The 14243-nt window shown below is 46.6% G+C and carries 10 protein-coding genes and 1 pseudogene; 6 read left to right on the top strand and 5 right to left on the bottom strand.

Annotated features, from left to right (window positions below):
* The first annotated feature begins 52 nt into the window (after positions 1–52).
* From F0232_RS08960 to F0232_RS08935, 6 genes and pseudogenes are all read left to right on the top strand, one after another.
* Positions 53–1513 (top strand): aldehyde dehydrogenase family protein, encoded by a 1461-nt coding sequence (locus F0232_RS08960; RefSeq protein WP_105058092.1) that lies wholly within the window; start codon positions 53–55, stop codon positions 1511–1513.
* Between the two features lie 165 nt (positions 1514–1678).
* Positions 1679–2674, top strand: a complete 996-nt coding sequence (locus tag F0232_RS08955) for a membrane dipeptidase (RefSeq protein ID WP_008217072.1) — start codon at positions 1679–1681, stop codon at positions 2672–2674.
* 231 nt (positions 2675–2905) lie between these two features.
* A complete protein-coding gene (locus F0232_RS08950) occupies positions 2906–4513 on the top strand; it encodes a BCCT family transporter (protein ID WP_008217070.1) in 1608 nt (535 codons plus the stop codon).
* A gap of 288 nt (positions 4514–4801) precedes the next feature.
* Positions 4802–6615: pseudogene (locus F0232_RS08945) on the top strand (hypothetical protein).
* Positions 6612–7349, top strand: a complete 738-nt coding sequence (locus F0232_RS08940; protein WP_105058094.1) for a DUF3726 domain-containing protein — start codon at positions 6612–6614, stop codon at positions 7347–7349. The pseudogene F0232_RS08945 and the gene F0232_RS08940 overlap by 4 nt, the downstream one beginning before the upstream one ends.
* Before the next feature lie 316 nt (positions 7350–7665).
* Entirely contained in the window at positions 7666–8958 is a 1293-nt protein-coding gene (locus F0232_RS08935; protein WP_105058095.1) for an alpha/beta fold hydrolase, read from the top strand.
* A 139-nt stretch (positions 8959–9097) separates the two neighbouring features.
* Here the strand turns inward: F0232_RS08935 and F0232_RS08930 are convergent, their stop codons facing one another.
* The 5 genes from F0232_RS08930 to ccoN all read right to left on the bottom strand — a co-directional run bounded on the left by F0232_RS08930 (position 9098) and on the right by ccoN (position 14210).
* The gene (locus F0232_RS08930) at positions 9098–9280 is read right to left on the bottom strand and encodes a hypothetical protein (RefSeq protein WP_004741177.1); all 183 of its coding nucleotides are present in this window, start codon (positions 9278–9280) and stop codon (positions 9098–9100) included.
* A 291-nt stretch (positions 9281–9571) separates the two neighbouring features.
* The gene (locus F0232_RS08925; protein WP_061031074.1) at positions 9572–9799 is read right to left on the bottom strand and encodes a PAS factor family protein; all 228 of its coding nucleotides are present in this window, start codon (positions 9797–9799) and stop codon (positions 9572–9574) included.
* Between the two features lie 218 nt (positions 9800–10017).
* Positions 10018–12174 carry a cytochrome c gene (locus F0232_RS08920; protein WP_105058096.1) on the bottom strand — a complete coding sequence of 719 codons (2157 nt, stop codon included), beginning with the start codon at positions 12172–12174 and terminating at the stop codon, positions 10018–10020.
* A complete protein-coding gene (locus F0232_RS08915) occupies positions 12171–12785 on the bottom strand; it encodes a cbb3-type cytochrome c oxidase subunit II (RefSeq protein WP_171750744.1) in 615 nt (204 codons plus the stop codon). Before F0232_RS08915 ends, F0232_RS08920 begins: the two co-directional genes overlap by 4 nt.
* Positions 12786–14210: a cytochrome-c oxidase, cbb3-type subunit I gene (gene ccoN, locus F0232_RS08910; RefSeq protein WP_105058098.1), complete on the bottom strand. Its 1425-nt coding sequence runs from the start codon at positions 14208–14210 to the stop codon at positions 12786–12788. It lies immediately after the preceding gene.
* Positions 14211–14243 lie beyond the last annotated feature (33 nt).

The following is a 14243-nucleotide window of genomic DNA, read 5'->3' as shown; positions in this document are numbered from 1 at the left end:
AATCCGATGGTTGCCAGACTCAACCGCAACCTAACGTTACAAGGACAGAATGATGACTCACTTACAGAATGTTCAAGCAGAAAACGCACTTTACATTGGCGGCGAATGGCAAGCGGGTGTAAGCACCGTAGCGAACATTAACCCATCAGATATTTCTGAAAACATCGGTAACTTTGCACAAGCAAGTGCTGAGCAAGTTCAACAAGCGATTTCAGCGGCGAAACACGCTCAACCAAAGTGGGAAAAAACGCCGATTGAACGCAAGCAAGCGGTGCTTCAAGCGATTGGTGATGAGCTGATTGCCCGTTGTGATGAGCTGGGCACTTTGCTATCTCGTGAAGAGGGTAAGCCTTTTGCTGAAGGTCGCGGTGAGATTTACCGTGCAGGTCAGTTCTTCCAATACTTTGCGGCTGAAGTGCTTCGCCAAATTGGTGACAACGCAGATTCTGTACGCCCGGGTGTTTCTGTTGAAGTGACTCGCGAAGCGGTAGGCGTTATCGGCATTATCTCTCCTTGGAACTTCCCGACAGCAACAGCAGCTTGGAAAATTGCTCCAGCATTGGCTTTCGGTAACAGTGTTATCTGGAAACCAGCAAACCTAACACCAGCAAGTGCGGTTGCGCTTACTGAGATCATCCATCGCCAAGGTATCCCTGCAGGTACGTTTAACCTTGTATTGGGTAGCGGTTCAACGGTAGGTGATGCACTGATTAACTCTAAAGAAGTGAACGGTGTGAGCTTTACCGGTTCTGTTGACACGGGTCGTAAAGTGGCAGCGGCTACCGCACCAAACTTCGTTCGTTGCCAACTGGAAATGGGCAGTAAGAACGCGCTGGTTATCGCTGATGATGCAGATATCCAAACTGCGGTTGATGCAACGATCGCAGGCTCTTTCTCTGGTGCAGGTCAAAAATGTACAGCGTCTTCTCGTCTTGTTGTTATGGATAGCATCCACGACCAGTACGTTGAAGCACTGATTAAACGTATGAGCGAGCTGAAAGTGGGTCACGCATTGGAGGAAGGCGTTTTCATGGGCCCAGTTGTTGACGGAAACCAGCTTGAAGCAAACCTAGGTTGGGTTGAGAAAGCGCGTCAAAGTGGCGGTGAGCTAGCATTCGGCGGCGAACGCTTGAGCATGCAACACGAAGGTTTCTATATGTCTCCAACGTTGTTCTTGAACACTAAGAACGATTGGGAAGTGAACCAAGAAGAAGTGTTCGCACCAATGGCAAGCGTGATTCGAGTGGCTGACTTGGACGAAGCGATTGCAACAACTAACGATACTCGCTTTGGCCTAACTGGCGGCATCATCACTCAAAGCCTACGTACGAGTGCACTGTTCAAACAACAAGCTCAAACTGGTTGTGTGATGGTTAACCTACCAACCGCTGGTACCGACTACCACGTACCGTTTGGCGGTCGTAAAGAGTCTAGCTTCGGTCCTCGTGAGCAAGGTCAATACGCAAAAGAGTTCTACACAGTAGTGAAGACGGCTTACCAGCGTCCTTACTAATCTGCTTTCTATATAAGAATTGGCCTGATTCACAGAGTCAGGCCAACATTCAAACCAAAACAGAAAACAAACTTAGATAAGTGATTTAACCCATTTTTGAAAACATGCTACCTGAGCGTGTTTTCAAAACCGAGCTAGAACACTGAGCTTTCAATAGGAGTGGTTATGTACCAGCAACGGATTGTTATAGATGGATTGCAATACTGCAATTGGAACAGAGAATATTTCCAAACACTAAAGGCGAGCGGCATTACAGCAGTTCACGCTACCGCGGTTTACCACGAGACAGCTCGTGAAACCTTATCTCGCTTTGCAGAATGGAACTTAAGATTCGAGCAGAATGCAGACCTTATCATGCCGATTCACTCAATGGCTGATGTTGAGACTGCAAAAGCAACTGGCAAAGTCGGTATTTTCTTAGGCGCTCAGAACTGTTCTCCAATCGATGATGAGATCGGTCTTATCGAAGTGATGCGCAAGCAGGGTCTTTTGATCATGCAACTGACGTACAACAACCAGAGCTTATTGGCGACGGGTTGCTACGAGAAGAACGACACCGGTATTACTCGCTTTGGTAAACAAGCCATCGAAGAGATGAACCGAGTGGGCATGATCATCGATATGTCTCACAGTGCCGAGCGCTCAACACTTGAAGCGATTGATTTGTCTTCTCGTCCTATTTGTATCAGCCATGCGAACCCGACGTTTGCTCATGATGCACTTCGTAACAAATCAAACGATGTGATTAAAGCGCTCACTGCACGCGGTGGCTTAATCGGATTCAGCTTATACCCATTCCACCTACCAAACGGCAGCCAATGTACCTTGGAAGACTTCTGTCAGATGGTTGCGACCACTGCTGACATGGTTGGCGTCGAACACCTCGGTATTGGTAGTGACCTATGCTTAAACCAGCCTCAAGCTGTCCTTGAATGGATGAGAAATGGTCGTTGGTCTAAAGCGATGGACTACGGCGAAGGCTCTGCGAATAACTCAGGTTGGCCTGATGCGTTGCCTTGGTTCTGTGGTAGTTCGGGTATGGAAAATATTTATAACGGATTGATGCGTCATGGTTTTAGCGAGTCTGAAGCTGGACAAGTCTTAGGAGAAAACTGGTTTAACTTTTTGAAAGATGGCCTAGAGCCTCAAAGCCAAGGTTAAGTCGTTTTTCTCACTAGTCAGCATCTAATGAGCAATCTTCTAAATACGTTCATTTAGCGAGTACTGCTTTAACAAAATTCACTATTCAAAAGGAACAACGGTCTATTTCGCAACGCGGTAACCCAAACATGGATTAGCCTGCTCAACACAAAAATAATAGGGCAGGTGTTAAATACACCCTTGTAGTCATCATTTTTATGACAGCTGCAAAGAAACCTCTGGAGTCAGAGTATGTCTGATTTAACCAATAGCGTGAAATCTTCAAGCTTAAATGCGGGTCAAGCACACACAGCAAGTAATGCAACAAGCAACACCAACCAGTCTGAATCTACCTCAGACAAATTAGGGTTATCCAACCCGGCACTTTGGTACAGCGGCGGTTTTATCGCTCTGTTCGTGACACTGGCCCTATTTGATGGCGAACTGTTATCAACTCTGGTTAACACGGGCTTTGCGTGGTCGGTAAAAGTATTCGGTCCTTACTGGCAAATGCTACTTCTTCTGACTTTTCTTATTGGTCTTGGCCTGGCGGCAGGGCGAACAGGTAAGGTTATCCTAGGCGGCATCGCTAAACCTGAAATGGATGGTTTCCGTTGGATGGCGATCATCTTCTGTACGCTACTTGCGGGTGGCGGCGTATTTTGGGCTGCAGCAGAACCGATTGCTCACTACGTTAGCCCACCACCATTGTACGGTGCACAAGAAAACGCACAGCAAGGCGCGGTTAATGCGTTATCACAATCTTTCATGCACTGGGGTTTCCTAGCATGGGCAATCGTCGGCAGCTTAACGTCTATCGTGGTTATGCACCTTCACTACGACAAAGGCTTGCCACTTAAACCGCGTATTTTGCTTTACCCAGTATTAGGCGAACGTGCACTGAAAGGTCACACCGGCGCTTTGATTGATGCATGTTGTATTGTCGCTGTAGCGGCGGGCACCATCGGTCCTATCGGCTTCTTGGGCTTGCAAGTGAGCTATGCACTGAATGCACTGTTTGATATCCCTGATGGCTTCACGACGCAGCTGATCATCATCTTATTCGCTATCGTTCTATACACATTATCGGCATTGAGCGGCCTTAACCGTGGAATGCAAATGCTAAGCCGTTACAACGTGATTCTTGCAATGGCATTGATGGTCTACATCCTGATCTTTGGCCCTACAAACTTTATTTTTAACGGCTACATTCAAGGTGTAGGCAGCATGATCGATAACTTCATCCCGATGGCGACATACCGTGGTGACGAGGGGTGGTTGAGCTGGTGGACAGTATTCTTCTGGGGTTGGTTCCTAGGTTACGGCCCAATGATGGCAATCTTTATTGCACGTATCTCTCGCGGTCGTAGTATTCGCCAACTGGTTTCAACCATCAGCTTAGTTGCACCGTTTGTTACTTGTTTCTGGTTCACGATTGTTGGTGGCTCTGGCCTTGCGTTCGAAATCGCAGATCCAGGCAGCGTAAGTAAAGCGTTTGAAGGCTTTAACTTACCAGGTGCTCTGCTAGCGGTAACTCAGCAATTACCAATGCCGATGCTTATCTCTATCTTGTTCCTGATCTTAACCACGATTTTCATCGTAACGACTGGCGACTCAATGACTTACACCATCAGTGTTGTAATCAGTGGTGAGACAGAGCCGAATGCAATCATCCGTACTTTCTGGGGCGTGATGATGGGCGTAACGGCGTTGATTCTGATTTCTCTAGGCTCTGGTGGTATTTCAGCACTGCAATCTTTCATCGTAATCACAGCGGTCCCGGTGTCCTTAATCTTACTGCCATCGCTTTGGAATGCGCCTCAAATCGCAATCAAGATGGCGAAAGAGCAAGGTTTGTAGAAAAGAGTTTGTAGAAAAGCAGAGTTTGTAGAAGAGCAGGAACTGTAAAGAAACGGTAGAGGTAACGCTCTCTAAAAATTAAAGAGAAACAAGGTATCAGCCTTTGAAATAAGGCTGATACCAGATTCCGAAAGGAAGAGAAAACCCGTACTGGTGAAGATACATCGGACGGCAACTATTTAGGTCAAGAGATCTAGTCAGGACAAATAATAAGGGGCGAGTTCGCTTGCCCCGACAACATCAATAACGATTAAAACGTGAAAGCTAACCAACATACTGTCGCTATAAATGCTTCAAAAGACAGCAACGATCGGTTCTGAATGGCTAGCAAAACCCTTATAACTACAAAGGTGGTGAGCAAAATGGATGCACATCGTTCTACCTACACTGAATCAGCACTACGTGACGCAACGGTCGTCATGGCACCGGAAAGGCTAGGTGCTATGCACCAAACGCGTATCAGCTTCGTAAGAACTTTGATTCGCAAAATGGCGCAACAGCAATGGAAAGTGACTAAACATGAGTGGCAATTAGACCCTCAAGGGTATGGTCATGCTATCTATAAGCTACAGACGCCAAACCATGTTTATCATTTGGTTGTGTTCTGCGATGAGATTGCAGACGACGAACGAAATGACCGTGTAATTGCTGAAAAGTGGGACGTAACATTTGCTTTGGTTCTTGGCGATGTGGATGTCGCTCTACTTGAGAGACTTCGTGCGAATGTACCGCTACAAGAAGCAGGTCGTAACCCTAACAATGTGCTTGTTCTGGCGCGCGCCAACAAAAGTGTGCGTGTGTTTGAACACATAGTGAGCCACTTGGCCAAAGGGGTTCAACCAACGCCCAAAGAGTTAGCGGAAGTAGGCTACATCCTGAGAACGACTGCGGTTTATGGTAATGGTAAGTTCGGTATTGCTGACTTCAAAATTTTAGAAAAGAACCCAGATTTCAATCAGTCGTTCAGTGCTCAGATGTGTGCGGTATACATGCTGCGTGAATTTAGTCTCGACTGGGTTCATTACCTAGCAGAGCAACAAGGCGGTGAACAAGCGATTACCTTGCACAGAGGCTTACAACGCTATCTAGGTGTGGGTAATGCTACTGGTTTAGGCATGGCGCCATACCTAATTAACCACCCAAGTATTGTCGACCAATGGATGACAACCCGTGAACATGCATTAGCTGACGTGTTGGCTAATCACACGGATACGGCGTTGATCAAGCCACTACGTACATTAGTTAAAAAAGCGATTTGTCATTTAGAACAAGTCGTTACCATCAATGAAAATCAGCAAGAGCTGAACAAAGCTGCTGTGGATGAGTTGAAACACTCAGAGCAATCGTTAGAAGTGTCTGTCAGCCAATGTGATACATGGGCGCAGTTAGTTGAACAATCTAAGCACATGAGTATGGAAGCCCAAGAAATCCTTATCTCATGCTTGATGGAATTGTACCCAGAATTAGTGGACGCCCATCAGGAGCAGATGAATTGTAGCGAGGCACTGTCACTTCCTAGCGGTAAAAAGATACAAGATCTGTTAGTGATCTTAGAAGAGAAGTACCGCTGGGCAATTACAACGGACTTTACTAAGGCTGAGAACAACTACTGGTTCTGGTATCGCTCTCAAGACAAAGAAGAGCCAAGACTTGGTGTTCGAGGTGAAGAGCTGGGTGAAGAGCGTGAACTGCCGTTAGATATCGGTCGTCAAGCTTATCGTTTGTACCATGCTTTATTGCAGTTTACGCCGGAGCTCTCGTTAGCCGAGTTCTTAGTAAAACAGCCACAGCATCGTGCTATAGCTCGCCGCGTATGGACACTGGGCAACAAAGCGATGGGGGACATTCAAATGAATGTGCTTCATAAAGAGTCGCTGCCGATGCATCTGTTACGTTGCAAACTGGCTATGTTTGGTGCAACTAAGTTTGATCCTCGCTCAGATCGTTGGGTTCGCGTAACCTTCTTCCAAGGCGCACCGTTGCTTGACGAAATTCATCAAGACGAGTGGGTATTCCCAGTCTTACCAAGTGAAGCGGAGCTTGCTGGCTCACATAACGTTCCTACACATATCAATGCTCAACATGGAGGTAAATCGCTATGATCGTTTCTCACAATGAATTGGTCGCGGCCGTCAACAAAGCCTTTTTAGGGATGCGTCGTACATGTGGTGAAGCCGATGTGATAGCGAACATGGTGGCTGATTTGCAAATGGTAGGCTTGGATGGTGTGCGTCATTTTAATAATGCGAGCAACTTTATCGGTCTAGAGGACGACTGCCCAGTTGATATTCAAGTGACTAGTGGTAACACGGTTGAAGTCGACCTGCATAAGGCAAGTTTAGCGTGCCACCTTCCTGTGGTAATGGATTACGCGATTGAAAAAATGGTCGGTAAGAAGACGTTGAAAATTGAGCTCAACAACTGTCATAACCGCTGGCTAGCGTACAGCGAGCTTGTGAAACTGGCCGCGAAAGGTATCGCGTGTACTGCACGTTGGGACAACGGCTCTAACCCTAAGAGCACCTTGTATGTGCTTAACCGTGGTTGCGTTGCTCCAGAACTGTTTTTATCAGATTTGCCTCTGACATCGGACGAACATATCCATAATATGACCATCGAACTTTCCGTCCAGGATTTCGATATCGAACGCTTGTCAGATGGCTACCAAACACATGTCACGTCGGAGTCGTTATTTAAGACACAAGAAAACGCGTGGCGTGATGGCATTGAGGTCAACGACGCAGAGTGGGCGACATTAAAAGAAACGGCCACCGCGATTCTGGTTGAAAATAGCCAGCGTTCAATTCAAGGGGCAGGAGAGTTAGTCGCCTCATAGTGGATTGAACTTACCGCAAAAGAAACATCAGATAACACCAAAAGAGCTTAACGTATCCTCACCTCGTTAAGTTCTTTTTATTTTCCTGCTTCTTTATTTACTGATCCCTTGATAAAGCCTCAAAAACGCGCCGTTTTGACACAGGTTGTAACGATACGAACACTCCTTGAGCAATCAAATGAAGCACCTTCACATTCATGCTAAACAAACGGTTTCATTTGCGAGCTACTATGCGTATCTTGCTACCTATGTGTGCCATAGGGCGCTACTTTTATTCGTACCGATGACATTAGAATCAGATAAAAAGGAATGAAGCGTGCAAGCTAAGTTTATAGATGGAACCACCCTGTATCGTCAGCACTATTTTGAACTACCACTCGATTATCAAGCGAAAGATGGACAGCAGATTCAAGTATTCGCTCGTGAAGTTGTCGATCTAGCAAAAGACAGCCAAGAACTCCCGTGGCTTGTCTACTTTCAGGGTGGCCCAGGCTTTCCTTCTCCGCGTGTGAGTGGAGAATCAGGTTGGATGAAACGTGCCTTACAAAACTACCGCGTTCTGCTTCTTGATCAGCGTGGCACTGGCAATAGCACGGTAATCAGCCATGAAACCTTGGCGCATCTTTCTCCAGAGCAACAAGCTGAATATCTTACGCACTTCAGGGCCGACAACATTGTTCGTGATGCTGAAGCGATTCGTGAGCAATTTGGTGTTAAGCAGTGGTCGACGATTGGCCAGAGCTTTGGTGGCTTTTGCACTCTAAGCTACTTATCACTGTTCCCGAAAAGCTTGCAACGCTGCTATGTGACGGGCGGTATTCCGTCTATTGAACGTGAAGCTGACGATGTATACCGTGCGACCTATAAGCGTGTTGAAGATAAAAACAGAGCCTTCTTTGCTCAATTCCCTCAAGCACAAGCCATGTGTCGTGAGATCTCTGATTATCTGCTTAACAATGAGGTGAAGTTACCAAACGGTCAGGTATTTACGGTTGAACAGTTCCAATTGATTGGCATTAACCTAGGTGCTGGTGAAGCAAACCTTCCTATGTATTTCACATTAGAAAGTGCGTTTGTTGAAGTGAACGGTAAAAAGCATCTGAGCTATAGCTTCCTAAATCAAATGCAACAAGAGCAGGGTTACCTAACCAATCCAATCTACGCGATTTTGCATGAATCTATCTATTGCCAAGGCACAGCATCAAATTGGTCAGCTCATCGAGTACGCGAGCAGTATCCACACTTTAATTACCAATCGGGAAGTGAGTTCTGGTTTACTGGAGAAATGGTCTACCCATGGATGTTTGACCAATTAGAGACACTGAAGCCACTGCGTGAAGCGGCGAATATCTTAGCTGAGAAGTCGGACTGGGGCACTTTGTACAATGCAGCGCAACTTAGCAAGAATACCGTTCCTATGGCGTGCGCAGTTTATGCCGACGACATGTACGTTGAGCTGGATTACAGCCGTGAAACATTGGCGAACATTCCTAACTCAAAAGCGTGGATCACTAATGAGTATGAGCATAACGGCTTACGAGCAGACGGTGAAAGAATTGTAGACAAGCTGATGACGATGGTTGAAGCATTAGAGAATTTGCCAAAGTAATCAAGCTATCACAGTTAGAAATAAGAGACGTTAAAAATTAGAAACGTCGGAAAAAGAAAACGCTGCATCCGTGCAGCGTTTTTGTTAGGTCATCGAACTATTCGATTTAAGGAACTAGGAGGGGTAGCTCAATAAGCCATTAAGGTTGGATGACGATATCTTGATGTTCTGTTGTGGTTAAGCAGGCGCGATTTTGTTCGATAAGTTGAGCCGCGTAAGATGGGGTCACAGCTTGAATCTCGCCTTTCGAGCGAATGGTCAGTGCTTCCCAAGCTTGATCACGATATTTGCCTGTCTGTGTGTATTCAATAAGTACTCTCATGATTCTTCCATCCGCTGTGTGGTTAACGTGCTACTAACATTAGCGCCATTATTGTCGTTACACACCTGTTAAAAATGGAACATAAGATTAACCAAATGAGAATGGTCGCAACTTGAAAATTTCGACAAATTGCACTTATCAGTGTTCGAGCTTATTACTCTAAATGGCTGGTCGTCGGGGGATAGAGAGCGTAGAGAATGGGCTTCGATGGGAAGTTGCACTTACGGGAAATTGAAGCATAAAAAAACGCTGCACAAGGCAGCGTTTTTCAGAATTCACTTGGACGACAGATTAGCTGTTTTCTAAGCCAACAATTTTACGCGCAGACATTACTGCACTGTCTAAATCGGTCAATCTACCAGCACTTGCTGGACCAAGAACGGATGAATACAAAGCCAACTGCTTCTCAAATGATAGATCTAGATGGTTATATAGATTTTGGCGGATTTGAGCGTGTTGTTGTGGTTTCGCGCTCGATAGACCTTCCAACGTATCGTAGATGAGTGTAGTTGTATCCATATCAGTCCTTAGTAACTCATTATAAAATTTTGCGTATTATGCACTCGGTGTCATCTTTGTTCTGCGAGATTGATCGCATTATGTGCAAGTCTGCTTAATTGTGTAATCAGTTAGTTATAATTGTGTTGTAGTAGCAAGGGCATTTAAAGCGCAAAAGAAAAGGAGACACTTAGGTCTCCTTTGGTCGTTTGCAATTCACTTTCTAAGTGATAGGTCCGCTAGCGGATGTTGATGTTGTTATCTCTGCGGTCATACATGTCAGGTGTGGTATGTAATCCACCCGCGTAACCCGCTGCCTCTAGGGTTTCTCTCACTTCACGAACATGTTCTGCGGTGACTGGTTCATCTCTGTCACCGAGATGTAATCGGACGAAAGTGATCAGCTCTGCTAGCCTTTGATCCGATAAGACATCTTCAAAGCTCGCCATTGGCATGAAGTTTCTGTCTTTGTCGAGATACGTAGGTTGTAAGCCCCTGACCGTCACCGCAATGGTGTTGAATGGATCGCTGTGCATGATAATGCCATTGTTCAACAGGGTAGGAGCAATAGGGTCCCGCCCTTTACCATCGTCACCATGACACGCACCACAGGTTTGGCGATAAGTCGTATAGATCTCGGCAGCGTATGACTCTTCATCAAAGCCCTTCGGCTCTAACGGCACCGCGTCACTGCTTATGGTGTTGTTGGTATCACCGTTCAACAAGTAGTAGGACATCGACTCGATATCTTCACGTGTCATCAAGCTCAGGCTATTTTTCACTACGTCAGCCATACCTGCGAAAGCGGTGCCTTTGTCTGAGTGACCTGTGTGTAGGAAGTCGGTGAGTGTTTTCTCATCCCAACCATCGATGTACAGCTCATTTGCAGTGATGTCAGGTGCATTCCAACCATCGATTAAGTTACCTTGGAAAATACGCTCTGGTATCAATGCTTGGGCAATATTTCGTGGTGTGTGACACTCAGAACAGTGACCAAGCCCTGCAACCCAATATTTACCTTGCTGCCACTTCTCAACGTTGTCGACTTTGTCTTTGAGCTCCTCTGGTACTTGATAATCGACCGGATCGGTATCCATAAACACGATATTCCAGCCAAGCAGACCTAGGCGAATATTTGACGGGAACATCATGCTGTTGTCGTCATTGCGTCTTGGTACCGCTGTGATTGATTGCATGTACTCCCACAAATCGAACATGTCTTGGTCGGTCAGATATTGATACGAGGTGTAGGGCATAGCTGGATACAAGTAGCCATCTTTACCTTTGCCATCAACCAACGCGGCTCGGAAATCATCAAAGTCATAGGTTCCGATACCTTCGGTAGTGTGAGGAGTTATGTTGGTTGAATACACGGTACCGAATGGAGTAACAAACGGCAGGCCACCAGCAAAGGGTTCGCCACCTTCGGCACTGTGACAAGCCACGCAGTCACCGGCATGCGCCAAGTACTCTCCGCGCTCAACTGACTCTGAGTTCAAGCTTGCAACCCTCTGTTGTTCAGCTTCTCCTGCATGTCGGATGTAGGCGCCTAGAGCCAGTATCTCGTTTTCGGTAAGTTGGTTATCAAACGCTGGCATCAGGTTGTTCAAGCCGTAGTTGATGGTGTGTTGAATCTCTTCAATGCTGCCTCCATGGAGCCAAGTGTCATCGGAAAGATCGGGAACCCCAATCTCTGGGTTGGCAACTGTGCCATCAGCGTGGCAAGACGAACAGTATTGGACAAACAAGCTTTTACCGAGTTCGACTTTAACCTCAGGCACATCGGTATGGCGTTGGTTTAGAGACGCTAGATAGTAAGAGACTTTTGCCACTTCATCTGGGCGCATGATTTCACTCCAACCCGGCATTGCGCCATTTCGCCCCTTGGCAATTGAATGAATAAGGGCCTCATCGCTGCCACCATATAGCCATTCTTGGTCGATCAGGTTAGGGAAGTGTTTTTGGCCTTGACCGTTGTCGCGGTGACACGCGGCACAATGGGTCTGGAACAGAATTCTACCGCTGTTTACGATAGCTGGAACAGTTGCGAGGCCTTCTAATGTGGTTTCGCTTGTTTGTGCAAACTGCTCATCTAACGTTGTGCTAGGGGAGCTAAGCTTGTCGTCGCTTTGTTGCCAATCGACTAAGCCTTCCCATTCACCAAGCCCAGGGTAGAGGACCAAATAGCCAGCAGACAGCAAGAAGGCGACAGCATAGCTGATGAACAGCAACTTGGGTGGCGGCGCGTCTTTCTCTTCAATACCATCAAAGGTGCCAATGGTGTGGTCGTGGTCCGCCTTGTGATTGCTACGCCAATATTTAACGACAATCGATACCATTAGAACAAAGAATATTAAGGTTAATATTACCGCCCATAGATTCCAGAATGTATTCATTGTGATACCTCCTGTGACGTATCTTTACCAAGGCTTTGCAAGTATCGAATTAAGGCTTCGCCTTTGGTTTTTCCTCTTACTTGCAGTCTGGCATCGCCAATTTCTTGATCGGTATAAGGCACACCTAACGTACGTAAAACTTCCATCTTGTCGCCGATATCATCCCCGGTGAGCGTTTGTTCAAATAGCCAAGGGTATGATGGCATGATAGAAGTAGGAACGACTTGTCGAGGGTTGATTAGGTGTATCACGTGCCATTGGTCAGAGTACTTTCTTGCTAAATTGGTTAGGTCAGGTCCAGTACGTTTAGATCCCCACAAGTTAGGAAACTCATAGATATCGTCTGCTTCTTGGTTTGGACGTCCGTTACGTTTTATTTCTGGATCAAGAGGACGCACCATCTGTGTGTGACAGACGTGGCAGCCTTCGCTGATGTAGATATCTCGACCGGCTAGCTCGATAGCGGTTAACGGCACAGCGAGGCTGTTTTTAGCGATATCATCTCCTCGAACGATGTTTGGGACCACCCAAACTACCAGTGAGAAAGAGGCGACGACTACGGTGGTCAAAATTAGAATGACCAACGAGTGGGTAAAGTCTTTACTCATGATTTATGCCTCCCCATTTGCTGTTCGTTTAACATCAAGCTCTGCTGGCATGCGCACCGTTTTGTAAAGGTTCAGTGCCATTAAGAACAGGCCAAGTACGAATAGAGCACCACCAAAGAAACGTAGGAATAGCCAAGGTGCTTTGAAGTCCATAGCTTGCACAAAACTGTATACGAGCTCGCCGTTGTCTTTTTGAGTGAGCCACATGTAGCCTTCACCAATACCCGCCACCCACAAGGCAATCGCGTAAATAGCCACACCTGCGTGCGCGAGCCAGAAGTGCCACTTGAGCATCCTTGGTGACCAAAGTTCGGTTTTGCCCCATAAACGTGGGATGAAGTAATAGAATACGGCGATACCAGACATCGCTACCCATCCGAGAGCGCCAGAGTGAACATGACCGATAATCCATTCGGTGTTGTGTGCAACCATGTTGAACCAACGAATAGCGAGCAGTGGGCCTTCGAATGTCGCTAAGCAGTAGTAGAGAATGGCCGAAAAGAAGAATAGGAGAATGTAGTCGGACTTAAGTTTCTCTTTGTTTTGCAGCAGAGTCATCGCGCTGTTAAATGCCCCCGCCCACGATGGCAACCAGAGGATCAGTGACATCACGATACCAATGTTTTGTACCCATACCGGAACGGAAGAGTAGACGAGGTGGTGAGTACCCGCCCAAGTGTAGAAGCCAACTAAGCCCCAGAAGTGAATCACGGACAATCGGTACGAGTAGATAGGGCGGTCAGCCGCTTTGGGTATGAAGTAGTAGTTCATACCGATGACGCCAGCCGTCAGCAAGAAACCGACGGCGTTATGTCCCCACCACCATTGTACGATGGCGTCTTGAGCTCCGGCGAAGACCGAATAAGACTTCATGGCAGAAACGGGCATCGCAAGATTGTTTACGATGAAGATCATTGCAATCACAATGATGAACGCAGCGAAGAACCAATTCGCTACGAAAATATGGTCGACTTTTCGTTTAGCAATAGTGCCAAAGAACAACACAGCGTAGAGCACCCAAACCAACACGATAAGTAGGTCGATAGGCCATTCTAGCTCTGCGTACTCTTTTGATGTGGTGTAGCCAGCTGGCAGCGATATGAGCGCCAATAGCAAGATAAGCTGCCAACCCCAAAACACCATCCATGACAGGCTTTTGTTGAACAGTTCACAATGTCCCGTTCTCTGGGCAATGTACAGTGATGTACCCATCAGGATATTAACGACGAACCCGTATATCACACCGGATGTATGTAGTGGACGCAGTCGACCAAACTGAAAGTACTGAGAGTCAAAGTTTAGTACCGGCCAATACAATTGCGCGGCGAGAATCACGCCGATAATCATACCTAGAATGGCCCAGATTAAGGAGGCAATAATAAAGTACTTCACGACCTTAATATTGTACTGGGTTGTCACTTGTTCCATAACAAGGCTCCTTGCCTAAAGTTTCAATGGCTG

The sequence above is a fragment of the Vibrio sp. T3Y01 genome (assembly GCF_013114525.1).
Classification (GTDB): Bacteria; Pseudomonadota; Gammaproteobacteria; order Enterobacterales; family Vibrionaceae; genus Vibrio; species Vibrio chagasii_B.
The sequence above is the reverse complement of the archived record's forward strand: the minus strand, read 5'-3'. Positions and strand labels throughout refer to the sequence as shown.